The sequence below is a fragment of the Pectobacterium polonicum genome (assembly GCF_005497185.1).
In the GTDB taxonomy this organism is placed as follows: Bacteria; Pseudomonadota; Gammaproteobacteria; order Enterobacterales; family Enterobacteriaceae; genus Pectobacterium; species Pectobacterium polonicum.
Window position 1 is genome coordinate 92,637 of record NZ_RJTN01000016.1, and the last position, 24,729, is coordinate 117,365.

At 47.2% G+C, this 24,729-nt stretch carries 19 protein-coding genes, 1 tRNA gene and 6 pseudogenes; 12 read left to right on the forward strand and 14 right to left on the reverse strand.

The annotated features are described in order from the left end of the window. Nucleotides 1-6 precede the first annotated feature (6 nt). Complete coding sequence (locus EDI29_RS15795) at nucleotides 7-627, reverse strand: TfoX/Sxy family DNA transformation protein (protein WP_137741654.1); 621 nt, start codon at nucleotides 625-627, stop codon at nucleotides 7-9. Nucleotides 628-849: 222 nt separating this feature from the next. Here EDI29_RS15795 and sulA point away from each other — a divergent pair, with 222 nt between their 5' ends. Continuing rightward, the gene (sulA, locus tag EDI29_RS15800) at nucleotides 850-1,356 is read left to right on the forward strand and encodes an SOS-induced cell division inhibitor SulA (RefSeq protein WP_137741655.1); all 507 of its coding nucleotides are present in this window, start codon (nucleotides 850-852) and stop codon (nucleotides 1,354-1,356) included. Nucleotides 1,357-1,718: 362 nt separating this feature from the next. Next, entirely contained in the window at nucleotides 1,719-2,804 is a 1,086-nt protein-coding gene (gene ompA / locus EDI29_RS15805; RefSeq protein ID WP_137741656.1) for a porin OmpA, read from the forward strand. A 151-nt stretch (nucleotides 2,805-2,955) separates the two neighbouring features. Here the strand turns inward: ompA and matP are convergent, their stop codons facing one another. Beyond that, entirely contained in the window at nucleotides 2,956-3,417 is a 462-nt protein-coding gene (matP, locus tag EDI29_RS15810) for a macrodomain Ter protein MatP (RefSeq protein ID WP_137741657.1), read from the reverse strand. Nucleotides 3,418-3,594: 177 nt separating this feature from the next. Between matP and EDI29_RS15815 the strand changes: the two genes are divergently transcribed. Then, nucleotides 3,595-5,364, forward strand: a complete 1,770-nt coding sequence (locus tag EDI29_RS15815; protein WP_137741658.1) for an AAA family ATPase — start codon at nucleotides 3,595-3,597, stop codon at nucleotides 5,362-5,364. A 91-nt stretch (nucleotides 5,365-5,455) separates the two neighbouring features. Further along, complete coding sequence (gene fabA, locus EDI29_RS15820) at nucleotides 5,456-5,974, forward strand: bifunctional 3-hydroxydecanoyl-ACP dehydratase/trans-2-decenoyl-ACP isomerase (protein WP_005970620.1); 519 nt, start codon at nucleotides 5,456-5,458, stop codon at nucleotides 5,972-5,974. 94 nt (nucleotides 5,975-6,068) lie between these two features. Here the strand turns inward: fabA and EDI29_RS15825 are convergent, their stop codons facing one another. The 4 genes from EDI29_RS15825 to betI all read right to left on the reverse strand — a co-directional run bounded on the left by EDI29_RS15825 (nucleotide 6,069) and on the right by betI (nucleotide 10,695). After that, the gene (locus EDI29_RS15825) at nucleotides 6,069-6,722 is read right to left on the reverse strand and encodes a tellurite resistance TerB family protein (RefSeq protein ID WP_137741659.1); all 654 of its coding nucleotides are present in this window, start codon (nucleotides 6,720-6,722) and stop codon (nucleotides 6,069-6,071) included. A gap of 146 nt (nucleotides 6,723-6,868) precedes the next feature. Continuing rightward, complete coding sequence (gene betA / locus EDI29_RS15830) at nucleotides 6,869-8,548, reverse strand: choline dehydrogenase (RefSeq protein WP_137741660.1); 1,680 nt, start codon at nucleotides 8,546-8,548, stop codon at nucleotides 6,869-6,871. 19 nt (nucleotides 8,549-8,567) lie between these two features. Next, entirely contained in the window at nucleotides 8,568-10,040 is a 1,473-nt protein-coding gene (betB, locus tag EDI29_RS15835) for a betaine-aldehyde dehydrogenase (protein ID WP_137741661.1), read from the reverse strand. A 67-nt stretch (nucleotides 10,041-10,107) separates the two neighbouring features. After that, nucleotides 10,108-10,695 (reverse strand): transcriptional regulator BetI, encoded by a 588-nt coding sequence (gene betI, locus EDI29_RS15840; protein WP_137741662.1) that lies wholly within the window; start codon nucleotides 10,693-10,695, stop codon nucleotides 10,108-10,110. A gap of 351 nt (nucleotides 10,696-11,046) precedes the next feature. Between betI and EDI29_RS15845 the strand changes: the two genes are divergently transcribed. From EDI29_RS15845 to EDI29_RS15860, 4 genes are all read left to right on the forward strand, one after another. Further along, entirely contained in the window at nucleotides 11,047-13,080 is a 2,034-nt protein-coding gene (locus EDI29_RS15845; RefSeq protein WP_137741663.1) for a choline transporter, read from the forward strand. 217 nt (nucleotides 13,081-13,297) lie between these two features. Further along, on the forward strand, nucleotides 13,298-13,936 hold the full coding sequence (locus EDI29_RS15850) for an RpiB/LacA/LacB family sugar-phosphate isomerase (RefSeq protein WP_010287191.1): 639 nt from the start codon (nucleotides 13,298-13,300) through the stop codon (nucleotides 13,934-13,936). Between the two features lie 219 nt (nucleotides 13,937-14,155). Continuing rightward, nucleotides 14,156-14,245, forward strand: a tRNA-Ser gene (locus EDI29_RS15855). Nucleotides 14,246-14,490: 245 nt separating this feature from the next. After that, nucleotides 14,491-14,712 carry a Flp family type IVb pilin gene (locus EDI29_RS15860; protein ID WP_137741664.1) on the forward strand — a complete coding sequence of 74 codons (222 nt, stop codon included), beginning with the start codon at nucleotides 14,491-14,493 and terminating at the stop codon, nucleotides 14,710-14,712. Nucleotides 14,713-15,054: 342 nt separating this feature from the next. Here the strand turns inward: EDI29_RS15860 and phoH are convergent, their stop codons facing one another. From phoH to EDI29_RS15885, 5 genes are all read right to left on the reverse strand, one after another. After that, a complete protein-coding gene (gene phoH, locus EDI29_RS15865; RefSeq protein WP_005970633.1) occupies nucleotides 15,055-15,843 on the reverse strand; it encodes a phosphate starvation-inducible protein PhoH in 789 nt (262 codons plus the stop codon). 531 nt (nucleotides 15,844-16,374) lie between these two features. Next, entirely contained in the window at nucleotides 16,375-16,890 is a 516-nt protein-coding gene (fliZ, locus tag EDI29_RS15870) for a flagella biosynthesis regulatory protein FliZ (RefSeq protein WP_107167754.1), read from the reverse strand. Between the two features lie 203 nt (nucleotides 16,891-17,093). Beyond that, on the reverse strand, nucleotides 17,094-17,816 hold the full coding sequence (locus EDI29_RS15875) for an RNA polymerase sigma factor FliA (RefSeq protein ID WP_137741665.1): 723 nt from the start codon (nucleotides 17,814-17,816) through the stop codon (nucleotides 17,094-17,096). A gap of 217 nt (nucleotides 17,817-18,033) precedes the next feature. Then, nucleotides 18,034-18,831 carry an HNH endonuclease gene (locus EDI29_RS15880; protein ID WP_137741666.1) on the reverse strand — a complete coding sequence of 266 codons (798 nt, stop codon included), beginning with the start codon at nucleotides 18,829-18,831 and terminating at the stop codon, nucleotides 18,034-18,036. A gap of 32 nt (nucleotides 18,832-18,863) precedes the next feature. Then, nucleotides 18,864-20,318, reverse strand: a complete 1,455-nt coding sequence (locus EDI29_RS15885) for a flagellin N-terminal helical domain-containing protein (RefSeq protein ID WP_120358599.1) — start codon at nucleotides 20,316-20,318, stop codon at nucleotides 18,864-18,866. Nucleotides 20,319-20,518: 200 nt separating this feature from the next. Between EDI29_RS15885 and EDI29_RS15890 the strand changes: the two are divergent. Continuing rightward, nucleotides 20,519-20,634: pseudogene (locus EDI29_RS15890) on the forward strand (transposase); the annotation flags it as partial. A gap of 218 nt (nucleotides 20,635-20,852) precedes the next feature. Here the strand turns inward: EDI29_RS15890 and EDI29_RS15895 are convergent. After that, a pseudogene (locus EDI29_RS15895) lies at nucleotides 20,853-20,987 on the reverse strand (IS110 family transposase); the annotation flags it as partial. Here EDI29_RS15895 and EDI29_RS15900 point away from each other — a divergent pair. Continuing rightward, nucleotides 20,984-21,914, forward strand: a pseudogene (locus tag EDI29_RS15900) (IS3 family transposase); the annotation flags it as partial. The pseudogenes EDI29_RS15895 and EDI29_RS15900 sit on opposite strands and share 4 nt — an antisense overlap. Before the next feature lie 91 nt (nucleotides 21,915-22,005). On the opposite strand, the gene EDI29_RS15905 reads toward EDI29_RS15900, so the two are convergent. Then, nucleotides 22,006-22,740: a class I SAM-dependent methyltransferase gene (locus tag EDI29_RS15905; RefSeq protein WP_137741667.1), complete on the reverse strand. Its 735-nt coding sequence runs from the start codon at nucleotides 22,738-22,740 to the stop codon at nucleotides 22,006-22,008. Between the two features lie 126 nt (nucleotides 22,741-22,866). On the opposite strand from EDI29_RS15905, the pseudogene EDI29_RS15910 reads away from it, so the two are divergent. Next, nucleotides 22,867-23,036 (forward strand): annotated as a pseudogene (locus EDI29_RS15910) (IS630 family transposase); the annotation flags it as partial. A gap of 104 nt (nucleotides 23,037-23,140) precedes the next feature. Here EDI29_RS15910 and EDI29_RS15915 read toward each other — a convergent pair. Further along, nucleotides 23,141-24,078 (reverse strand): annotated as a pseudogene (locus tag EDI29_RS15915) (transposase). Between the two features lie 111 nt (nucleotides 24,079-24,189). On the opposite strand from EDI29_RS15915, the pseudogene EDI29_RS23005 reads away from it, so the two are divergent. Beyond that, nucleotides 24,190-24,729 (forward strand): annotated as a pseudogene (locus tag EDI29_RS23005) (transposase); the annotation flags it as partial.

A 24,729-nucleotide genomic window follows, 5' to 3' on the forward strand; every position in this document is an offset into this window, starting at 1 on the left:
GTACTCTTAGTGTTTTGGCCCTTTGGAAACTGCATTATTTTTATACCACTCTAAAAGCTCATTACGAATACCGCGGGGGAGCGCGGCTTGATGCGTGCCACAAATTGCGCCAGCAAGCGCCAATAACACATTCACGCTTAAATTAGCGCGCACCTTTCGCAGCTCGAGATAGCTGTTTTTCGCACCATAATGCTGCAATTCATCAATATTCTTTATTCCCGCTTTCCACAGTAGCCTTTCGATGTCGTGGTTAAGATTAGGGAGATCTTTTAAGCGCCCGCTTGTGCATTTGAGGGCCTGATCATGCTGCGCACCTGCCAACGCCAGTCGGGCAAAATATAATAACTGCTGTGGCTCTTGCCATAATATGTCATCAACAAGGAAGTAGTTCAGCGGTAACGGCATACCGCGTTTGGTATAAATCAGATGCGGCATATCACGCTGCTGAAAATATTTTTCATCTTTTTTACTGGCGCGAAGATAAAGCTCCCCTTCCGACACCAATCCGAAAATCGTTTTATTTGCTGCGATGCTGTAGCCACCAAATTGGGAACGTGAAGTGATATCCCCTAGAGAGGAAAAAGAATGCTGAGATTGCAAAATCCTTTTTTTGCATAATTGCTTCATTGCCATAATCCTTAGTATTGAAATGATCTCTTCCTGAACAGTTAAAATATTCGTAGCAGGAACAAATAATTAACCACACCCCCGAGGTGGCTTCAAACAGTAAATGTGTTTACTGTCTCTTGCATAAAGAATATGCGAAGCGCTTTCAAAAAATCAGGTTGATTTTCGCGCATACAGCAGTTACTGTACATCCATACAGTAACACTATGGGTAGAACTCATTATGCGTATGCAATCAATCAGCTCTCACAACGTCCAGTCATCATCGTTTTCTGCCAATCAACACGCAGTAAAATCTTCGGTTGCCACGGGCGGTATTATCAGCGAAGTCGTGTACAACGCCGATCAACCCATAGTCACACACCTATTACTGCCGCTCTTACAGCAGCTAGGCACACAGTCTCGTTGGCTGCTATGGCTCTCTCCTCAGCAAAAATTGAGTCGCCCCTGGGTACAGCAATCTGGATTGCCGCTGGATAAAATAGTACAGCTCAGCCACATCAATCCCTTGTTTACTGTTGATGCCATGGAGAGAGCATTACTGACAGGAAATTACAGCGCCGTTTTGTGCTGGTTGCCGCACGAATTGACGGAAGAAGAGAAGGTTCGGTTACGGGACGCCGCACAGGCAGGAAATACATATGGCTTTATTATGCGGCCAGAAAGTGCCAATGGGGACGCCTATAGACTGTTTCCCAGCCTTAAAATTCATTCGACATTGTATCATTAAGTAAATTAAGATTTTTCTCAGCCCAATTACGTTATATGTGCTGTGGATCGCCGCAAAGCGGTATTCTGCGGGCTTTTTGGCTATATTTGATACAACCAAAAGGCGTAAGATCTGTCAAAACCATCTACTATTTGTTAGCAAGTGTGTATGATTCGTGCGTTTTTCTTATGACGTAAGTCACATCATACTTGTAACTTTCTCATCACGTTGTAGACTTTAACTCGCTGGAGTTGCTCTTTTATAACGTCAGTTGACTGACAGTGAGTCATAAATAAGGGCAAAGTCTCCAACCAAAGGATTTTAACCAAAGGTTTATTAGCCCTCCAGGTTAATTGCCGATTTGGATGATAATGAGGCGTAAAATGAAAAAAACAGCTATCGCAGTTGCAGTGGCACTGGCTAGCTTCGCGACTATCGCGCAAGCAGCTCCTAAAGACAATACTTGGTACACCGGTGGTAAACTGGGCGTGTCTCAATTCCACGATACTGGTTTCTACGGCAACGGCTACAACGGTATCACTAACAACCCGATCAAAAGCAAATTAGGCGCTGGCGCATTTGTTGGTTATCAAGCTAACCCGTACCTGGGCTTTGAACTGGGCTATGACTGGCTGGGCCGTCTGAAGTATGCTGGTTCTACTAATAACGGCACTGACAGCGCGAGCTTCAAGGCACAGGGTATCCAACTGGCGGCTAAACTGAGCTACCCAGTTGCACCTGAGCTGGACGTTTATACCCGCCTGGGTGGTCTGGTATGGCGCACTGACAGCCACGCGGCTATCAACGGTGGCGACATCAACAACAACGACACTGGCGTTTCTCCGCTGGCCGCTGTTGGTATTGAATACGCTATCGACAAAAACTGGGCTACCCGTGTTGACTACCAGTGGGTAAGCAACATTGGTGATGCTGGTACCGTTGGTGCCCGTCCAGACAACCTGCTGATGAGCGTTGGCGTGTCTTATCGCTTCGGCCAAGATGACCGTGTTGCACCTGTTGTTGCTCCGGCTCCAACCCCAGCACCAGCTCCAGTTGTTGAAACCAAGCGTTTCACCCTGAAATCTGACGTTCTGTTCAACTTCAACAAAGCAACGCTGAAAGCAGAAGGCCAGCAATCACTGGATCAACTGTACACCCAACTGAGCTCTCTGGACCCGAAAGACGGTTCCGTTGTTGTTCTGGGCTTCACTGACCGTTTAGGTTCAGAGCAATATAACCAAGCTCTGTCTGAAAAACGTGCTCAGAGCGTAGTGGATTACCTGATTTCTAAAGGTATCCCTGCGAACAAAGTCTCTGCTCGTGGCTTGGGTAAATCTCAACCAGTTACCGGTTCTACCTGTGACAACGTGAAACCTCGTGCTGCGCTGATCGACTGCCTGGCACCAGATCGTCGCGTAGAGATCGAAGTTAAAGGCATCAAAGACGTTGTAACTCAGCCTCAGGCTTAAGTTATTAATGAAAAAAACCTCGCTTCGGCGAGGTTTTTTTATGAATGTCATCCTTGTTCGTCACCCTGCGGGCCGTTGCTGCGCAACGTTGGAAAACGCTCCCTGCGCTTTTTTATGTCCGTTTTTCAGCAAGGTAAATGGCAAATACCGATCATTTTTCGTCTTTATTATTCAGAATGTCTTTAAGATCCTGCTTGAGCAGCGACATCTGGCTGGCATATTTCTCTTTATGTTCGGCATCTTCAATTAACTGCACAATCGTTTCCGACAAAGTCACCCCACGCCTCTGAGCGAGAGCCGCCAGGCGCTGCCAGACCAAGTATTCCAAATCGATTGATTTCTTGCGCGTATGTTGGTGTTCCGCATTAAAATGACGTTTACGCCGTGCGCGGATCGTTTGCTTCATCCGATTTTCTAAGGTGGGATTCATACATTGCGCAATCCATTCCAACACTTTCACTGGCTGGTTTTCCATTTTAAGCAATGCCTGCACCGCATCATCCGCCGCACTTTGCTCCAGAAAACGCGTAACCGCTTCTCCCTCGCGATGTTTTTTCACCAGGTATTTCCATTTCCATCCGCACTCAAGATTTTCTAGTTGTTGATATTTCATATTAAATTCTTCAGTGACCGCGTAACGTTACTTCCAGCATAACAGTTTTCCCTGATTTTGGCCGCTTTCTGGCAATTTTCTCGCGGCTTTTAAGATGATTAGCCAATCAGGTTCTGATCTTCGGCGAATGAAAGATGACGGAGAGATGACTCTCCTTATGCGCAGTCCGCATTATTCTTGTATAATCACGCTTTTCCTTTAGACGATTACATTGATACTTTGACCAGTAACCGACTCTCATGGCAGCACTTACTGCCCAATAATACGCCTTATCAAACGCTATTCACTCAGGCAGCTCAGCTTGCTCCTGCTGAATTCTCCGCTATTCAGTCGCGTCTGGCAGACAGTCTGACGCTCTTTTGCCACCCTCGTTCCCCTTCCCGCTTTATGCTGTTAAAAGCGCAAGAGAACGATGAATATATGGCATTGATCGCCCGTGCGCTGAGCGCCATCAGGCCAGACTCCGGGGCGATACATGGCAGTAAATATATCATTGAGGGTCGTCATATCCGGGTCGAGCCCGCCACACAGCTAGCGGATAACTTTGCCGCCCAGCAGCTCTGTGGCTATCAGGAATGGATTGAACCTGAGCAACTCTTCGGCTGTCTGCGCAATTTCCACGATGAAATCACGCTGCATCCAGGGCTGATTCATCAGGTTAATGGGGGGACGTTGATCCTGTCCGTCAGAGCACTGCTGGCTCAGCCGTTGATGTGGCTGCGTCTGAAGCAGATTATGGCTGAGGGAATCTATCGTTGGCTGTCGCCAGACGAGCGCAAACCACTTCCAGTTGATGTACCACCGATGCCACTTGATATTCGTCTAATTATTATCGGGGATCGGGAAAGCCTGGCGGACATTCATGATATGGAGCCAGAGTTAGGCGAACACGCGATTTACGGTGAGTTCGAAGCGCAGCTCCAGTTGATTGAAACAGATGACATGGCGCGCTGGTGTACTTACATCAATGCGTTATGCAACGAAAATCAACTGCCGCTACTGGATGCAGATGCCTGGCCGGCATTCGTCAACAGCGCGGTACGTTACAGCGGCGATCAAGGTAATTTGCCATTATGCCCGCGCTGGCTAATCAGCCAGTTAAAATATGCATCACTATACGCCAGAGATGGTCAGATCACAGAACAGGCGCTGGTCGACGCGATTGCCGCCCGCCAATGGCGTGAAGGCTACCTTCGTGAGCGCATGCAGGATGAAATAGAACTCGGCCAGATCCTGATCGAAACGGAAGGCGACGTTGTCGGTCAGGTTAACGGGCTTTCCGTATTGGAATTCCCTGGCTATCCCGTTGCTTTTGGCGAACCTACACGAATCACTTGTGTCGTTCATGCCGGCGACGGTGAGTTCACGGATGTCGAACGCAAAGCTGAACTTGCTGGCAACTTACACGCCAAGGGCATGATGATCATGCAGGCGTTCCTGATTACCGAACTGGAACTTGATCAACAGCTTCCTTTCTCGGCGTCCATGGTCTTCGAGCAGTCGTACAGCGAAGTTGATGGTGACAGCGCCTCACTGGCAGAGCTGTGCGCTCTAATCAGCGCTCTGTCCTTGCGACCAATCAATCAGCAGTTTGCTGTTACCGGTTCCGTCGATCAATTTGGTCACGTACAGCCAATTGGCGGCGTGAATGAGAAAATCGAAGGATTCTTTGAGGTTTGCCAGCGTCGTGGACTAACGGGAACTCAGGGTGTGATTTTACCTGCGGCTAACCTACGCCACCTCTGTTTACAAGAGGATGTCGTTGAGGCGGTACGTGAAGGTAAATTCCACTTGTTCCCAGTAGAAACTGCGCCGGAAGCGGTATCATTACTGACCAATTTTGCTTATGACGATGAGCAGCAGCCAAATCTGTTAGCGGCGATTCGTGAGCGAATTGGACAACTTTTACCGCAGGAGCGTCGACGTTTTCCTTGGTTTTTTCGTTAAACCAACTGGTTCAACCAGACGCAACAGACTTGCCCAGCGTACAGGTGTACGCTAACCTGCGTCCTTCATTAAAACAAGGCTTACAGAGACCATGGTAGATAAACGCGAATCCTATACAAAAGAAGACCTCCTTGCCTCCAGTCGTGGTGAGCTGTTCGGCCCACAAGGCCCTCAGTTGCCCGCCCCTAACATGCTAATGATGGACCGCGTCGTTAAAATGACCGAAGACGGCGGTAAGTATGGCAAAGGCTATGTGGAAGCCGAATTGGATATCACGCCCGATCTGTGGTTCTTCGGTTGCCATTTCATTGGCGATCCGGTGATGCCAGGCTGCCTTGGTCTGGATGCCATGTGGCAGCTAGTCGGCTTCTATCTGGGCTGGTTAGGCGGCGAGGGCAAAGGCCGCGCACTCGGCGTGGGTGAAGTCAAATTCACCGGGCAAGTTCTGCCAACGGCGAAGAAAGTCACTTACCGCATTCACTTTAAACGCGTAATCAATCGCCGTTTGGTAATGGGTATTGCTGATGGTGAAGTGCTGGTTGATGGTCAACAGATCTATACTGCTGACGAACTGAAAGTCGGCCTGTTCAAAGACACCAGTTCTTTCTAAGCGCCAGATTATATTGCGGGCGAAGAATTTTTCGCCCGCAACATCCCTTCTATATTCGATTGCATCCAACCGCAGCCCTAAACCACTCGACTTATCATGTTGGGCTTTTCAGCTCGTTGCCAATCGACTGGCGCACGTCTTGCGGTATTTTCAGCGCTGTCGCTAACGCATCCAGATAGCTTTTCTCCATGAAGTGATCAACATCGATGACCGCGCAGCTGAGGAAGTAGACCTCAAGCGCCTCTTCTTCATTCTTCACGTCTTTCGCTAACAAAATCGGATCGAGCGGTTGTTCTATCGCTTCCTGCACCCAACGTTGCGCCTCGCTGCCCAATTGCAGTTGCTGAATATTGTCATCAATACGCTGCTTTTCCGTTGCATCAATATGCCCATCGCTCTTGGCAGCAAAAACCAGAGCCTGAATCAAACGCCGTGCACGAATATTGTCAGTAGAAGACTGAGTGCCGAACTGCGGATCATCCTGATGCGTGTCGCGAACGCGTTTCTTATATTGGTTCCACAACACGACACCTGCCGCCGCGCTGCCACCAATGATCAGGGCATTTTTACCCAATGAACCGATGATTTTCCGCGTGGATTTATTTGACAGTAAGACGCCGGCCAAACCACCCAGCGCTGCGGGCTTCAGCATGTCGCCCAAATTACCGTTTTTTCCCCCTTGATGATGACTCCCCTGCTTGCTAGCGGAACCTAATAAGCCCTGAATTTGTTGCAGCCAATTATTCATTTTCATTCCTCAAGGAAAAGTGACATCACTGATGGTGTTGTCACTCATAGTAATGGTGCGGAAGGCGTTTGTTTGTCAGATTGTGTATAACAATGAAAAGTATGGACCGCGGTTTCTATGCGGTCCATTTGACTACGCAGGGAACATCACGAGGCAGGTTTCAGCGGAGTTTTTCTCACTGGTGTATTTCCAGCAACATAGTAACGCGCTTTACTACGCGGCAGCGGCTGACGCCGACGGATTCGGTCAGCAATTTTTTCGGCAATCATAATGGTTGTCGCATTCAGATTACCGGTAATAATTTGTGGCATGATGGAGGCATCCACCACGCGTAATCCTTCTACACCGTGGACACGACCTTGCCCGTCGACAACCGCCATATCGTCCTCCCCCATCTTACAGGAACAGGAAGGATGGAATGCCGTTTCAGCGTGAGTACGGATAAATTCGTCCAGTTCCTCATCAGTCTGAACCTCTAGGCCAGGACTGATCTCTCGCCCACGATATTTATCCAGCGCTGGCTGTGCCATGATTTCACGCGTAATACGGATCGCATCACGAAACTCCTGCCAATCTTGTTCCGTCGACATATAGTTGAATAAAATGCTGGGATGCTCATGTGCATCTTTCGACCGCACCTGCACACGCCCTCGACTAAGTGAACGCATGGAACCAACGTGCGCCTGGAACCCGTGCTCTTTCACCGCATTACTACCGTTGTAATTAATCGCGACGGGTAGGAAATGGTATTGAATATTCGGCCAGGTGAACTCATCACGACTGCGAATAAAACCACCAGCTTCGAACTGGTTGCTGGCACCAATACCCGTGCCATTGAACAGCCATTCCGCACCAATTTTCGGCTGATTAAACCACTGCAACGCCGGATACAGCGATACAGGTTCTTTGCAAGCGTATTGCAAATACATTTCCAGGTGATCTTGTAAATTCTCACCGACACCGGGCAAATCGTGTACCACAGGAATATCGAGCCCCTGAAGCAAATCTTTCGGCCCGACACCGGAGCGTTGCAGGATTTGCGGTGAAGCAATTGCGCCAGCACATAGCAGCACCTCGCGACGAGCTTTCGCCGTCTGGGCACTTTCGCCTTTAAAGTAGGCAACGCCAACAGCACGTTTTCCGTCAAAGAGAATCTTGTCGGTTAAGGCATGCGTCACGATAGTCAGATTATTACGATCTTTTGCCTGATCCAAATAGCCTCGAGCGGTACTGGCGCGACGCCCCTTCGGCGTGACGGTTCTGTCCATCGGCCCAAAGCCTTCTTGCTGATACCCGTTGAGATCGTCCGTACGCGGATAGCCCGCCTGTACGCCCGCTTCAACCATCGCGTGGAATAGTTCGTTGTTTCCCATCTTCGGCGTTGTCACCGAAACCGGCCCCGCCGCGCCATGGTAGTCATTCGACCCTACATCGCGCGTTTCCGCTTTACGAAAATACGGCAGGCAATCAAGATAACTCCAGTCTTCCAGACCCGGCATCGTCGACCAGTGATCAAAATCCATCGCATTACCACGGATGTAACACATGCCGTTAATCAGCGACGATCCACCCAACCCCTTACCACGGCCACATTCCATACGGCGATTATTCATATAGGGTTCGGGATCGGTTTCATATGCCCAGTTATAGCGCTTTCCCTGCAATGGAAAAGCTAACGCGGCAGGCATCTGTGTACGAAAATCCAACCGATAATCCGGGCCACCCGCTTCAAGCAGCAGCACGCTCACATCGCTTTCCTCTGTTAAGCGCGTTGCCAGCACATTACCAGCGGAACCGGCTCCGATAATGATGTAATCATATTCCATTAGGCTTTCTCCCCTTCGTTTAAAATACCGAGCGGAATTCACCCAGTTCAACCTGTACAGATTTAATTTGCGTGTAGTGTTCCAACGTTGTTATGCCATTTTCACGTCCGACACCCGAATGTTTGTAGCCGCCCACAGGCATTTCAGCCGGAGATTCTCCCCAGGTGTTGATCCAACAAATCCCGGCCTCAAGCTGATGAATAACCCGATGTGCTCGATTTAGATCGCGGGTCACGATACCGGCCGCCAGACCGTATGCGCTATCATTGGCGCGGCGGATAACCTCCCCCTCGTCCTGATACGTCAAAATACTCATGACCGGGCCGAAGATTTCTTCTCGGACAATCTTCATGTCATCCCGACAGTCAGTGAACACCGTAGGAGCAACGTAGGCGCCTTGGGCATAGTCACCGTCGGTCATGGGTTCACCGCCCACCAGCACACGTGCGCCCTCACGTTTTCCACTTTCGATATAACGCAGTACGGATTCCCGGTGCGGGAAGCTAACCAGAGGACCAAAATTCACCAGCTCGTCAGTCGGATCGCCGATACGGATGCGTTGAACACGCGCCAGAATTTTCTCCTCAAACTGCGCCTGCAATGCCTGCGGAATAAAGACGCGTGTACCGTTAGTACACACCTGACCTGAGCTGAAGAAATTCGCCATCATGGCGATATCCGCCGCCTTATCCAGATCGGCATCATCAAAGATAATCAGCGGTGACTTTCCACCCAACTCCATCGTGACGTCTTTCAGTGTCGAGCCTGCGGCATTAGCCATGACCGTTTTCCCGCTGGCGATCCCGCCAGTGAAAGAGACTTTGGCAATCCCCGGATGTGTGGTCAGCACCTGACCAACAGATTTCCCCGTTCCCGTCAGCACGTTAAATACGCCAGCCGGTAACCCCGCTTCGGTGTAGATTTCCGCCAGCTTCAGCGCAGTAAGCGATGTGACTTCACTGGGTTTGAAGATCATTGCGTTACCTGCCGCCAGCGCGGGTGCCGATTTCCACAATGCGATCTGGATGGGATAGTTCCAGGCACCGATACCGGCGACCACGCCAAGCGGTTCGCGCCGGGTATAGACGAACGAGGTATCGCGTAGGGGGATCTGCTGACCTTCCAGCATAGGAATCAACCCCGCGTAATACTCCAAAACATCCGCGCCAGTCACGATATCGACAGTGCGTGTTTCCGAGAGCGGCTTGCCAGTGTCGTGCGTTTCGAGTAACGCGAGCTCATCGTTGCGCTCACGCAGAATATCCACGGCACGGCGTAAAATTCGCGAACGCTCCATCGCCGTCAGCGCAGCCCATATCTTCTGCCCTGCGGTAGCTGCGCTGACGGCGCGATCAACGTCAGCGGCAGTGGCCGACTGAAGCTGGGCAATAATGTCGCCATTTGCAGGGTTCACCGCATCAAACGTATCGTTACCCGTGCTATCGACATAGGTACCGTTGATATAAAGTTGTTGTAAACCGTAGCGAGACATAAATTCTCCTGTCTGATCACTGCCCGATCACACGTCCGGGCAGAAAAGGCAAAATAATAAGATAGGATTACGTGCGAATGAGCTGCTGATCGATATAGTCGTAGGCAATGCTTAATGCTTCTTCGCGGTTGAAGGCATCATGACTTAGCGCACCGCGCAGCCACAGCCCATCAATCAGACCAGCCAGCCCTTTTGCCGCAATACGCGCGCTATCTTTCGGCAAGCAATGGCTAAACTCGACGCACAGGTTGGAGTAAAGCCGCCGATCGTTAACCTGCTGTAAGCGATGGAGCATAGGGGAATGCAGGCTACTGGCCCAGAATGCCAACCAAGTTTTCATCGCCGCGCTATTCGTCTGGCTATCGTCAAAATTCCCCTGAACAATTGCCCGCAAACGCACACGAGGCGTATTTTCTGTCAGGCTCATCAACCTTGATTTCACCGCCATCCCCAGATGGCTAATCAGGTAACGCATCGTCGCTTCCAGTAAGCCATTTTTATCGCGGAAGTAATGACTGATGATTCCATTCGACACCCCTGCACGTCGGGCAATCTGCACGATCGAGGCGTCATGCATGCCCACATCGTTAACCGTTGCCAGCGTCGCTTCGATGAGTTGCTGCCGTCTGATGGGCTGCATTCCGACTTTAGGCACTACACTTCCCCTTCATTTTCTTCCCTTCGTTTCTTGTGATGAATCACGGTAAAAGACGATGATTCGTGATCCGATTAATCCCATTAAACTTTTTTTTGATTGAACGTTCAATAAAAAATGAATATCTTTTATTGCTGAAAGGTTAAAAATCTGTATCAATTATCACGAAAAGTGGTGTCAGTTCAGACGATAACGCCAACTTAAAAAGAATAATTTCTTTTTTGTTCTGAAGACTATCTTCAACCGAAAGCGTACTCAGCGGATGTCCTGCGACCGGTTCTTGATATGCGCTAAGCGCGCTTCGTGGAGAGAGGAGTCAGAGTATCGGTTCACATAACGCAAGGGATAACCATGCCAGCCACAGAAACTACGCCCCAACAGGATCGCCTAAATCCTGTCGTGTTCTACACATCAGCGGGATTAATCCTGACCTTCTCGCTGATGACCATGCTGTTTAACAAAGAAGCGAACGACTGGATTACCCACGCACTCAACTGGGTTTCAGCCACATTTGGTTGGTACTACCTGCTTGCCGCCACGCTCTACATCGTGTTCGTCATCTTCATCGCATCGTCTCGATTCGGCTCAATTAAGCTTGGGCCAGAGCAGTCGAAACCTGAATTTAGCCTGATGAGTTGGGCAGCAATGCTGTTTGCAGCGGGGATCGGCATCGATTTAATGTTTTTTTCCGTCGCAGAGCCGATTACGCAATATATGATGCCGCCTGAAGGACAAGGCCAGACGATGGAAGCAGCACGACAGGCTATGGTCTGGACGCTGTTTCATTACGGGCTAACAGGCTGGTCAATGTACGCGCTGATGGGAATCGCGCTGGGCTACTTCAGCTACCGCTATAATTTACCGCTGACGATCCGCTCAGCCCTGTATCCCATCTTTGGCAAACGCATCAATGGCCCGATTGGACATAGCGTCGATATTGCGGCCGTGCTCGGAACCATTTTCGGTATCGCGACCACACTAGGCATCGGCGTTGTTCAGCTTAATTATGGGCTGAAAGTGCTGTTCCACATTCCAGAAAACCTCACCGTTCAGGCTTCTCTGATCCTGCTTTCCGTGATCATGGCGACCGTTTCCGTGACATCCGGCGTCAATCGCGGCATTCGTATTCTCTCTGAGCTTAATGTTTTGCTCGCACTGGGGCTGATTCTCTTTCTGCTCTTCTGGGGCGATACCGAATTTCTGCTGAACGCGTTAGTGCTTAATGTCGGGGATTACATCAATCGCTTTACGAGCATGACGCTCAACAGTTTTGCGTTCGATCGCCCGACAGAGTGGATGAATAGCTGGACGCTGTTTTTCTGGGCATGGTGGGTCGCGTGGGCACCCTTTGTCGGGCTGTTTCTGGCACGTATCTCACGCGGCAGAACCATTCGCCAGTTCGTCGTTGGCACGCTGATCATCCCGTTTGTCTTTACGTTGCTGTGGCTCTCCATTTTCGGCAACAGTGCGCTTTATCAGGTGATCCACGGTAATCTGGACTTTGCAAACGAGGTTATGCAGCACCCAGAACGTGGTTTCTACAGCCTGTTGGCGCAGTACCCTGGCTTCAGCCTGAGCGCATCTGTCGCAACTATTACCGGCCTGCTGTTCTATGTCACGTCTGCCGACTCCGGTTCATTAGTGCTGGGCAATTTTACCTCTCGCCTTGGCGACATCAACAACGATGCACCAAACTGGCTACGGATTTTCTGGTCAGTCGCGATTGGCCTGTTGACGCTGGGTATGTTGATGACAAACGGCGTTTCAGCATTACAAAACACCACCGTCATCATGGGGTTGCCGTTTAGCTTTGTGATGTTCTTTATTATGGCGGGGTTATATAAATCATTGCGGGTTGAGGATTACCGTAAAGCCAGTTCCTTGCAAACCTCAGCTCCGATGCCAATCTCAGGCGACGATCGCCTGAACTGGAAACAGCGCATCTCACGCGTCATGAATTTCCCTGGCACAACGCATACACAGAAAATGCTGGAGAACGTCTGTAAAGCAGCCATGGAGGATGTTGCACGTGAATTACGTCTACGGGGTGCCAGCGTTGAAGTCAACGAATTGCCGCCTGTCGAAGATGAGCGCTTGAACCACCTCGAACTGCTGGTGGATTTGGGCGATGAACAGAACTTTCTTTATCAAATTTGGCCACAGCGTTATAGCGTCCCGGCGTTTACCTACCGTGCTCGGTCAGGAAAATCAGATTATTACCGGCTTGAAACCTTCCTGCTGGAAGGAAGTCAGGGAAATGACCTAATGGATTACAGTAAAGAACAGGTGATTAATGACATTTTGGATCAGTACGAACGACACCTGAATTTTCTTCATCTTAATCGAGAAGCGCCGGGCAATACACTCACCTTCCCTGATGCATAACTCTCAACCTGATGGCGCTGAAATATAGCGCCATTTTTCAATTAATTACCTCCTCATCATGCCTTTTTTCTTCATCGTGTTTTTCCCGAATTTATGGGCTATGCCGCATTCTTTGCTTCCACGATTTGCGCTTTATTTTTGAAACGGTATACTGCACACATCAAATTGAAATACAGTTTTAAAAAATGTATTTGTCCGTCACAGAAAAGGAACGAACATGAAAATTGCACTGATTAACGAGAACAGCCAGGCTGCCAAAAACGCTATCATCGCCGAGTCACTGACCAAAGCGGTTGCACCGTTGGGCCACACTGTACACAACTACGGCCAATACGCCGTTGAAGATGCAGCACAGCTGACCTACATCCAGAACGGTATTCTGGCAGCTATCCTGCTGAACTCTGGCGCGGCTGATTTCGTTGTGACCGGTTGTGGTACAGGCCAAGGCGCAATGCTGGCTTGTAACTCTTTCCCTGGCGTAATCTGCGGTCTGGTTGTTGACCCATCTGATGCTTACCTGTTCTCTCAGATCAACAACGGTAACGCGGTATCCGTTCCTTACGCTAAAGGCTTTGGCTGGGGCGCTGAACTGAACCTGGAAAACCTGTTTACCCAGTTGTTCAAAGAAGAAGGTGGCAGAGGCTATCCGAGCGATCGCGTTGCTCCTCAACAGCGTAACAAGAAAATCCTGGATGCGGTAAAAGCCGTAACCTACAACGATCTGATCACCATTCTGAAAGGTCTCGATCAGGATCTGGTTAAAGGCGCAATTGCTGGTCCTAAATTCCAGGAATACTTCTTCGCTAACAGCAAAGACGAAGCACTGACCAGCTACATCAAAACGCTGCTGGCGTAATCGTTCTACAGCTGACAAAAAACCACAGGCCATCGCGGTCTGTGGTTTTTTTTATGCCCATCCCCTGTCCATTTTGCCTGCATTTTCACGACACCGTCATGCGGACTATCCGTTACCGTTCAATGCTTAGCCAGACGCACCGTTCGCGCTAAATACTGCTTGACCGAAGCTAAGTGACTCCCTATAGTAGCGCCCCGTTGCCCCTTATAGGCAACCCCCGGTGAGGTGTCCGAGAGGCTGAAGGAGCACGCCTGGAAAGTGTGTATACGTGAAAACGTATCAAGGGTTCGAATCCCTTCCTCACCGCCATATTTTGAACAAGGTCGAAAGTTCACGTAATGCTTTTGATTATGTTCTACATAAAAAGTCCGCTTCGGCGGATTTTTTTGTATCTAAAATCCAGTACCCTCTACTGAGTCAACTTTTGTCCTTGTACTCACCAATCAGCCAGACTTCGCCATTGATCTTGTTAATAAAACTCATTATCATTAAGGTGGGTTTATAAGATAAAAACATCCACGTACTTTTAGGTATGGAAAAGGGAGGAAACGACGATGGAATTAACATTTCGATCATTCTTAGGTGACGAGCGCGGTGCTACAGCAATCGAGTACGGTATTCTTGCGGCGCTGATAGCCGCAGCGGTTGGTTTTATCTTTGGTGATAGTGGTATTTTAATTAATGCACTTAATGATAAGTTTGACGAAACCCATCAAATAATTAAATCGTGTGGAACAGACGAACCCGGAATTTCGTGCTTTGCAGTAAAAAAATAAAACAGATAATAAGATTAAGAATAATATTTTTTAGGGCATGACTCGTGCGATATATTTTCCTTTAGCACTTTATTCCTTAATAATGTTCAGAATTTTTGTATTATATACACTGCAAACTGCATATTTTCACTTACCGAAAGTAAGCCTTTAGCTGGTTAAATTTTTTCCTGACAAATCTTTTACTACATCGCGGCCTGTAATTCGAATGACTTAAGGTGCACTACTCATTACTATATTTCATTTTAATAATAGGCAGCATGATATGAAAACGCCCTTAACTTACGCTAAGGGCGTTTTTTGTGATGATGGTACGGACACTTTTATTCCCATCCCACACAGACATCAACCATAGGCATGAAGCGTACGCTGACACAGTGCCGAGCGCACACAGTCCTCTTTACCGAAAGAGACCACGCCAATCATGTCATCCTCAACAAAACGCTCCAATGCGTCCCGCAGGCCAGACTTAACCCCAGCAGGCAAGTCGCACTGTGTCACATCACCATTAACGATAACCGTGACATTCTCTCCTAAACGCGTCAGGAACATTTTCATTTGGTTCACTGTCACGTTTTGCGCTTCATCCAGAATTACAACCGCATTTTCAAACGTCCGTCCGCGCATATAGGCAAAAGGCGCGATTTCGACTTTGCCTATTTCCGGCCGTAAGCAATACTGCATAAAAGACGATCCCAGCCGCCGCAAGAGTATGTCGTAAACGGGCCGGAAATAAGGCGCGAATTTCTCCGAAATATCTCCGGGTAAAAAACCAAGATCCTCATCAGCCTGTAATACTGGCCGCGTAACAATAATACGCTCAACCTCTTTATGGATTAGTGCCTCCGCCGCTTTCGCAGCGCTCAGATACGTTTTACCGCAGCCAGCTTCACCTGTGGCAAAAATCAACTGTTTGTTTTCTATCGCAGACAAGTAATGTTCCTGGGCGGCGGTACGAGCTTGAATCACGGAATTATCACGATTCTCACGCGCCATTCCGATTGCTTCAATCCCGCCCATCTGTACCAGAGAAGTGACCGATTCTTCCTCACGCTGACGATGGCTACGCGAATCACGACGGATAACACGTTTGGCTTCACGACGAGCTTTGATCACTGCTTTTTGTCTTCCCATAGTGGCACCTTACAGTTTGTTTCACTTACCGCACTGCTTTGCAGCGCGTGACGTTTAACTCACTAACGAGGTTAGGCTTCCTTATTAAGCCAATAGCGGACTGGAAATACACACGAGCCATCCACGAACCGAGTGACAACTGGGTCAGGTATTCATGGATAAGAAAAGAAAATAAACGAAGAGTTTGGGTGAAAAGAGAGTGGCGCAGTATAGAAAATAAGTGGGAGAAAAATCCCTCGCATCGGCGAGTCAGCAACGTAGAATCTTGGCATCGACTACAAAGTCCAAAAAAGGACATTACCATCCGCGTTCCTCACTGTGACAACAACTATTCCACTGAATAATGATTGATCGCATCGTAGAACTACTACTAACCCTTACCTAAAAATTAGTGCCGAATGATTTCAGTAGTATGACAGTGCAATAATTTGCCCCTGCAATGCAAGCATTTTTTACACTGTCATAACATTTACATATAAATCAGTATCCCATGGCTGGCAATGTCAACCTGAGAACCACGCACTTTGCGCGTCAGAAATGTCGCTGCCAGTCCAAATACTGATCGTATTTTCTTAGCGCGCTACGGTAGATATTTTGCTCAATATCGGGAAGGTAGTCACATACCCGCTGTTGTACCCCATCACGATGCCGGGAAAAGGTTTCCGCAGGATAATCATTTGCAGCCAACAGCTCATCCAAACGCCGTAGACGAATGACATACTCGCGCATCGTGCTGTGGCGAACTTCAGTTTGCTCGATCAGATATTGTGTGAAAGCTTTTATATCGAAATAGCTAGCAGTGGTATTGCATAATATTTCGCTACAAAAGCGGCAAAGGGGGATTAATTCCTGTTGCAGGCCAGACCATATTTCGTCATCGATAAGCCTGTCGATGCTGCCAATCGATTTTTTATTAATAAGCTGATTGCGAAATACCAGTGAAACACGATCGAGCTCTTTATCACACTGGGAACAGTTGGTCTGTCTATGTTTGAAGTCTTTCAGATAACGGCTTAACAGCTGTTTCTTCCGAATTGATGAGTGCATGAATCCATTCCATGACAATACATAATCTCAACGTGAAGCAGTAGCATTTTTCATGACGTCAGAGAATCTGGCGAACTGAAAACAGGTAGCATTAATCAATTGAATACTGGTGCAAGGCACTTATCGATATTCAAAAATTGCTATGGCTTACAACTTCAGTGGCTGAAGATATATGTTGATAACAATATTCCTACGCGACGCAATTAGATATCATTCATTAATTTCACGCGCAGGCGCTTTATCGCCTGGCTATGCAGTTGACTGACTCTCGACTCTCCGACTTCAAGAACGGCACCGATCTCTTTCAGGTTCAACTCTTCCTGATAGTAGAGCGTCAACACCAATTTCTCACGTTCTGGCAGGCTTTCAATCGCATCCATCACTCGATGGCGCAAATTACCTTCCATCAATTGATGTAACGGATTCGCATCTTCATTGCCTTCCAGTAGAGCTTCTGCGCTGTCACCATGCTCTTCACGCCATTCATCGTAAGAAAAAAGCTGGCTGTTATTCGTATCCAGCAATATCTGACGATAATCCTCAAGCGTGATATTCAGGGTCTGCGCAACTTCCTGCTCCGTTGGAGTACGACCGAGTTGTTGTTCAGCCTGCTGCATTGCTTGTGCCACTTCCCGTGCATTACGCCGTACGCTGCGTGGAGCCCAATCACGACTACGTAATTCATCCAACATCGAGCCCCGAATTCGTTGGACGGCATAGGTGGTAAACGCCGTACCTTGTAACGAATCATAACGTTCAACAGCGCTTAACAAGCCAATGCCACCAGCCTGTAGCAGATCGTCAAGCTCAACACTCGCGGGGAGACGAACCTGTAAACGCAAGGCTTCATGGCGCACTAATGGAACATAGCGCTTCCAAAGGGAATTTTTATCCATTGTGCCTTCGGCGGTATACAAATCGCTCACAGTGACAAATACCTACGATGATAATGTTATCGACACTATTATGCTTTTAGGTAGGGTAGCCAATCGCCTGAATAGCGTCAAAAAAAGGGGGTTATTTAGGTGAAAAAATGCAGTTATGCTCACAACTGCATTTTTTTGCGATTTATTCTATCGTTCAACGGATTATTAATTATTTAATATTTCATAAAAATCATAAGCCTATAGAAGGATAATCGCTCTACACCACTCCATGATGTACCTGACGATGACAATTTGGACAAATCGCAATGGTGTTTTCCACTGAATCTGCACCACCTTGCGACAACGAAATACGATGATGAACTTCAAGATAAGGTTTTCCATCGCTCTTGCGCATGAACGGGGCTTTTTCTTTACACTCTTCACAAATCCCTTTTGCCAAATGAAGCCTTTCTGCAACGACATCGGGATTTCGATGGTATATTTTTGTTTTCTTAATGCTGAAAGCAGGATCGTGTTGTGTACTCTTCGCTAGTCGTTTTCGACGAGCCGCCGTTGAATCCGATGCGGCCTTCATTACCTGTTCTAGAAACTCATTACGTTCTTCAATCACTTCATCAATAAAGTCATCTGGTACTGATACTTTTGATACATAGTTAGCCAGCGTTATTTGATTGACGTTATTGCCTTGAGGAATCGAGCTCCCCATAAGATAGCTCATTATCGATTGATCATTTATGTCAGTAAACTTATCAAACCGATCAACAGTAATTACAGAACGTTCAGCGCCCGTAATCTTAGACCGAACCCTCTCAATATCTTGCATAATTCCAGAAAATAACTCATAGCATTTAGGCTTATCTGCGACCTCAAGCAGTAGCACGATGAGATCACCTTTATTGATTCTTCCTGATTTAATCTTCCAATAACCGGTTTTATTTTCTGCAAGGAGGCCTCGATTCTGTTCATCAAGCCTTGATTTTCCATATACTAAGTAGGCATTCTTGCAATGTTGATAGCGAGATAGTCTAAATAGCTCACCAAATTTCTTATTCATTATTCAGCCTAAAAATATAGAAAATAAATCTATTATCGTTGTAATAACATCAACATCGCCTGTGGGGCTTGGTTCGCTTGTACTAACATTGATGAAGATGCTTGCTGGAGAATTTGCTGTTTTGTCATCAGAGACACTTCTTGAGCATAATCCGCATCCAAAATGCGTGAACGTGCATTACTTGTAGCAATAGAAACGTCAGACATACTAGCGCGAATAGACTCAAAGCGATTGATTTGGCTCCCATACTCACTGCGATAGCCATTTATTTTTTCTAGTGCATGATCAAATGAATCAATGGCTTTACGCGCCTCCTCAAAAGGGTCTAATGCTGTATTTTTCAACCCCAGAGATTCACTATCAGAAGGTGTCGGATTAATCGTCACTGCTTCCACACCTTCGCCATAATTAGCACTAACTACAATATCGGTCGGCGTACTGACAGGGGGCAGAGGCGGAGGTGGTAACTGTGTTGGGTTAGGCAACACATCCCAGGTAGCAACCCCCGTAAATGATCCTTTTCCAATAACCATAACAATCAAATCTTCTGTCGTTTCATCGATATGGATGCGTTCATTACGTTCAGCACCATTGACACCATCGTTAAACTTCCCGTTGCTGTCATCTTCATAGCGATCGCCATCACCACTGTAAGTAATAGTCATACCATTATAAGAAGCAGTGGCGCTGCCATTCAAATTAAAACTTACTCCGCCTTGCGCAAGGTCACTGTCAGAGTAATTTGCGGAGGATAAAAAAGCATTATCTTCCGTTAGTACACGCAGTTTAGCCGATGCAGCATCGGTTATTCCATTTTGTTGCCAGACAATATCCGCATCAGCTCCGATTAATGGCGTTCCAACTAAATGTTTTCCATCTCGACTAAATATCTGAATATCATCATCCGCACCCAATGAATCAATAGTAATTGTTAAATTTTTAGCACCCACAGGGATATAGGCTAATGAAACAATGCCAGAGGGAAAAGAACGGCTTGCGCCGCTTACTGGAAATTTTTCCGCCAGCGGCGGCGTACTCCCTAAATTAATAGGTAATTCACGCTGTGTTGAGGGCGCTAACGGATATTTTCCAAATGCCGTAGTTGAAAATGCAATACGATCAATTTCCGCACGCACCTGCTGAAATTCCCCATTCAGGCTCGCTCGATCGATGCTAGACAGCGTTTCATTTGCCGCCTGAACGGCTAATTCTCTTGCTCGCTGTACAAGGTTATTGACCTCACCCAATCCCCCTTCTGCAATCTGCATCAGACTGACACCGTCATTCACGCCGCGTGCCACAACATCATTGGCATTTAAATTCGCCAACATCCGGTTAGCAATCGCCTGTCCGGCTGCATCATCCTTAGCACTATTGACTCGTAGCCCAGAAGAGAGACGCTCGATGCTTTGAGAAAGTGCTGATGCCGAATGAGAACTTTTATTTTGTACTGTCAGAGAGAACATATTGGTATTAATCGAAGCCATGATATACCTTTTTATTATTTGACGTATTAGTAAATAGCAAAAGCACCTAACCGTGGGCGCGAAATTTTACTTAAAACAGATTACAAAATATTTATATGCCTGAAAACTATTTCCTTCGTACTGACCTTCCCCCTGAAAACAGTACAAGGCTAAACTGAAGTATCCGGTCTTTCTTTCATCTCACAGAGAGGTGTATCGCCATGAAAAAGACCCGTTATACTGAAGAACAGATTGCGTTTGCGTTGAAGCAGGCCGAAACCGGCACCCGCATCGGGAAGTCTGCAGAAAGATGGGTATTTCTGAGGCTACTTTTTATATCTATGGACTACCTCCGTTTTGCAAGTACAGAATCTGGTTTTGGGTTGTTGCTTACATCTATCCGGCATCAGGAAAACCTGTGCCCAAATGGGTAATCCGCACACAATCGCCTCAACAACTGGACGGCCTCTGAGGCCAATATAATAGTCAGGCTCCGATTGTGCAGGTGCAACCTGTCACCATTTTTCAGTACACTGCAACTCGTCTGGCTGGGTACTAACTTCCAACTGCCTGATACTCGGTATCATTTTTCAGCATCGACCAGATTATTCTCGCGTTCTTGTTAGCGACCGCCACGGTCGTTTTATTAAACCCGCGCCGTTCCTTTAACTGGTTAACCCACTGAGAAAGATCTGGAGGACGAAAACCGGCGACTGAAACAGATGTTTTTTGATCTGAGTCTGGAGTGCCGGGCACTCAAAGATGTTATCGAAAAAAAGCTTTAAAACCAGCGATAAAGCGTGAGCTCGTCAGTTATCTGACCGCGCAGTTTACGATGAGCATCCGCCAGGCATGCAGGACGTTACCGCTGAGCAGGACGGTCTATTTTTATCAGCCTGACACTCGGCGTGATGAGCCAGCCATTCCGGCACTGACCGACATGGCGGATACGGCTTCAAGAAGTTATTCCAGAAGCTACGCAGGGAGGGACATGCGTGGAATCACAAACGCGTTCATCGTATTTATTGTTTACTGAAACTGAATTTTCGTCGTAAAGGAAAGCAACGTTTGCCCGTACGTGATCTAGCACCATTGGCGACGCCGGAATATCTGAATCAGAGCTGGTCAGTGGATTTTATGCATGATGCAGTAGTGTGTGGCAAGCGTTTTCACACATTCAATGTGGTGGATGATTTTAACCGTGAAGTGCTGGCGATAGAAATTGACCTTAATATCCCAGCACAGCGTGTTGTTCGGGTGTTGGATAGAATAGAGGCCAACAGTGGATACCCGCTAAAGATGCGGATGGATAACAGTCCAGAGCTGGTGTCGCTGACATTGGCGCAGTGGGCGGAAGAGCATGGTGTGGTACTGGAATTGATTAAACCAGATAAGCCGACACAAAATGCTTTTATCGAACGCTTTAACCGAACGTATAGAACAGAAGTACTGGATTTTTACCTGTTCAGAACACTGAATGAAGCGCCGGAAATAACAGAACGCTGGCTGCATGAATATAACAGCGAACGTCCTCATGAATCCCTGAATAACCTGACGCCGGATGAGTATCGGCTGATGGCTGAAGACCCGGAAATCTTAAAAAGTGCATGGAGCTAAAACGGGTGTGCTTACATGCATTAATACTACTTAAAAATTAATTTATTAGAAAAAGTCATTAGAAATGATTACCAATTAAATGCTATGAATTTTATTTCTTTGCAACCAATAATATATTAGCCAATAGCTCACTTGGGATATTATCAGATATTTTTGTTAAAGCAGAAATAAGTTCCGGTGGCCAATTCAGCATCATTGAATTAGGTACCACTTTCAAAAAATATCCTGATATTTCTTCTACAAAAAATCCTGCGGCTTTAAAATCTGACTCTAGTTGCCATGGCATATATACGCGCTTATGACTTACCGCAATATCTCTCTGACTTAAATGCTCCAGACAAGGCTGAAGATCCAGCATAACAGCTAACTTACGATGAATTGAGTTCGCATTTGGAACTGCAGCAATAACAACTCCACCAACGTTAAGCCAAGAGTTAAACTTTCGCAGAAGATTTATTGGTTCTTCAACATGCTCGAGAATGTGAAGAGCAAGAATAACATCATATTTTTTACTTGGCTCATAATATTCAAAAAAACTATTTATGATACATATGCGGCCACCAAAACGCTCCTCGGCCTGTTTACATAACAAGTCTGAACCTTCAATAATATCGATAGCTATAGAGGACGGCAATGTATTCAGCCGACTAGCAATAATACCAGTACCATATCCACAATCTAAAACTGATGAAGCACCACTGTTTTTTATAATATCTATTATACGGTTAAAATTTTCACCATGCTGAATATTCTCAATAAAAAAGTCCCCATAAACATCACCAAGATACATATTTTCCGCATCGTTCTCTAAAGAAGAGTCTTTCATAAAGTCGCCTAAAATTTTATTTATAAAATAAATTTAAAAAACAAGACATACTCATATATTTTTGAATATACCCGTGATCATTGAAGATGCTTGATTTTACCCCGCATGTAGATCATGCTTTCCACTATGAAGATATTTATTATCGACGGGCAGAAAGCTGAACTTGAACGCCTCCATCGCACCAGTCGTGATAAGTGTGTTTGTGATCGTATTAAAGCTGTCCTTCTTGCCTCAGAAGGCTCGACCTCTGCGATTACGTCAACACCGGCAAACTCAAACCTGAAAACGGTGGAGCTGCAATGTAAGCGTCCCGGTTTTAGTTCCACACACTTTTTGAGATTTCCGGGTCTTGATCTCTTCCCAATATCGGTACCAGGTTAAATCAGAGATCCGGACCTTTTTACAGACTTCGAACAAATTCCTCCAGAGTCTGGTTATTTAACGAGGAATGCGGTCTCTGCTGGTTATATTCCTGTCGCCAGTGTTCGACCTTCTCCTGAGCGTCTTCCAGTGACAGGAACCAGTGGACGTTCAGACATTCGTCCCGAAAACTGCGATTGTCTGTCTGCAGCCGTCCCGGCACCCGCTTCTGTAACTGCTTCAAGCGCTCCATCACTGCGACCTGGATTGCCAGACATTCCTGACTAAAATTATCGACTACAATTAGCGCACGGATACGACGTCCGTTGAACAGATTATCAGCCACGAAGTCCATGCTCCAGCACTCGTCCGCCGCACTCACCTCTGGACGCGCACGTCTGTGTCTGGCGGTGACATGTCGACGAGGGCGTTTTGTTCGCAGATTCAGGCCTTCCTGACAATAAATACGGTATGTCTTCTTATGGTTAATCAGCCAGCCTTCCCGGTGCAGAAGAATATGAATGCGCTGAACGCCGTAGCGAACACGGGTTTCGGCAATTTCCCTTATCCGCTGTGTGATGACCCGGTCATCACGGCAACTGCGGTAGTGATAAACCATGCGGCTCTGCATCATCAGACGACAGCCGCGACGCAGTTCGATACGGTAAGCTTCCAGCAGATATGCCACCGCTTCACGCTTTTGCACGGGCCTCAGAACTTTTTTCGGATGACACCCTGCTGCATCTCCTTGCCCAGACTCAGGTCCACCACCAGCCGTTTCAGACGGTAATTCTCTTCCTCCAACTGTCGCAACCGACGCAGCTCCATCACGCCCATCCAGCCAAATTTCTTCTTCCAATTGTAAAAGGTGGCTTCAGAAATCCCCATCTTTCTGCAGACTTCCTCCACCCGTGTGCCAGTTTCGGCCTGCTTCAGGGCAAACGCAATCTGCTCTTCGGTATAACGTGTCTTTTTCATGTCGGATGACCTCCTTTTGACGGAGAAGAAGGCCCGAAAATTCTACTTTACACCGGTACTGAACGAAGGGAAGAGATCAGCAAGTTGGCTCAATACCGAAAAATAGCAAACTTAATCAGTTGCTTATATCAGCATTTATTCCACCATGCCCACTAAATGCTAACCTATGTTATCCAGCGTTGGAACATCTGGTTCAGCATTCTGGGTATGGGCAAGTGGCAGCATCGTCATGGTTTAACCTACAAAAAACCAGCAGGTATCCCTCATAAATTCAGTGAATAAAAGCAGAAGCAGTTCATTGAATATTATGAAAATTTAAAGAAAATGGCGGAAAATCGACCCAGTCTCAATATACTGGGTACGCTGAATCTGAACGATATTGGCAGCACAGTTATTCTCGATTAAAAAATGATTAATGACTACAACATTGCTCGTTTTTTCATTGAGATACGCAAACGTTCCCCCAATTATCAACAAGAAATCCATGTCATACTGGACGGGGCGGGTTATCACCGAACCCGATTGATTAAGGATTGAGCCTTTGTAGTGAAATTTACCACCTTATAGTCCGAATCTGAACGCGATAGAGCCCTTGTGGAAAGTGATGAACGATATAAATTGCTATTTTGAAAACACTAGCGACTTCCGGAA

Bases quoted from the DNA above. Each gene is read 5' to 3' on its own strand.
- EDI29_RS15795 (WP_137741654.1), bottom strand. From the start codon at position 627: ATGAAGCAATTATGCAAAAAAAGGATTTTGCAATCTCAGCATTCTTTT.
- sulA (WP_137741655.1), top strand. From the start codon at position 850: ATGCGTATGCAATCAATCAGCTCTCACAACGTCCAGTCATCATCGTTT.
- ompA (WP_137741656.1), top strand. From the start codon at position 1,719: ATGAAAAAAACAGCTATCGCAGTTGCAGTGGCACTGGCTAGCTTCGCG.
- matP (WP_137741657.1), bottom strand. From the start codon at position 3,417: ATGAAATATCAACAACTAGAAAATCTTGAGTGCGGATGGAAATGGAAA.
- fabA (WP_005970620.1), top strand. From the start codon at position 5,456: ATGGTAGATAAACGCGAATCCTATACAAAAGAAGACCTCCTTGCCTCC.
- EDI29_RS15825 (WP_137741659.1), bottom strand. From the start codon at position 6,722: ATGAATAATTGGCTGCAACAAATTCAGGGCTTATTAGGTTCCGCTAGC.
- betA (WP_137741660.1), bottom strand. From the start codon at position 8,548: ATGGAATATGATTACATCATTATCGGAGCCGGTTCCGCTGGTAATGTG.
- betB (WP_137741661.1), bottom strand. From the start codon at position 10,040: ATGTCTCGCTACGGTTTACAACAACTTTATATCAACGGTACCTATGTC.
- EDI29_RS15845 (WP_137741663.1), top strand. From the start codon at position 11,047: ATGCCAGCCACAGAAACTACGCCCCAACAGGATCGCCTAAATCCTGTC.
- EDI29_RS15850 (WP_010287191.1), top strand. From the start codon at position 13,298: ATGAAAATTGCACTGATTAACGAGAACAGCCAGGCTGCCAAAAACGCT.
- EDI29_RS15860 (WP_137741664.1), top strand. From the start codon at position 14,491: ATGGAATTAACATTTCGATCATTCTTAGGTGACGAGCGCGGTGCTACA.
- phoH (WP_005970633.1), bottom strand. From the start codon at position 15,843: ATGGGAAGACAAAAAGCAGTGATCAAAGCTCGTCGTGAAGCCAAACGT.
- fliZ (WP_107167754.1), bottom strand. From the start codon at position 16,890: ATGCACTCATCAATTCGGAAGAAACAGCTGTTAAGCCGTTATCTGAAA.
- EDI29_RS15880 (WP_137741666.1), bottom strand. From the start codon at position 18,831: ATGAATAAGAAATTTGGTGAGCTATTTAGACTATCTCGCTATCAACAT.
- EDI29_RS15885 (WP_120358599.1), bottom strand. From the start codon at position 20,318: ATGGCTTCGATTAATACCAATATGTTCTCTCTGACAGTACAAAATAAA.
- EDI29_RS15905 (WP_137741667.1), bottom strand. From the start codon at position 22,740: ATGAAAGACTCTTCTTTAGAGAACGATGCGGAAAATATGTATCTTGGT.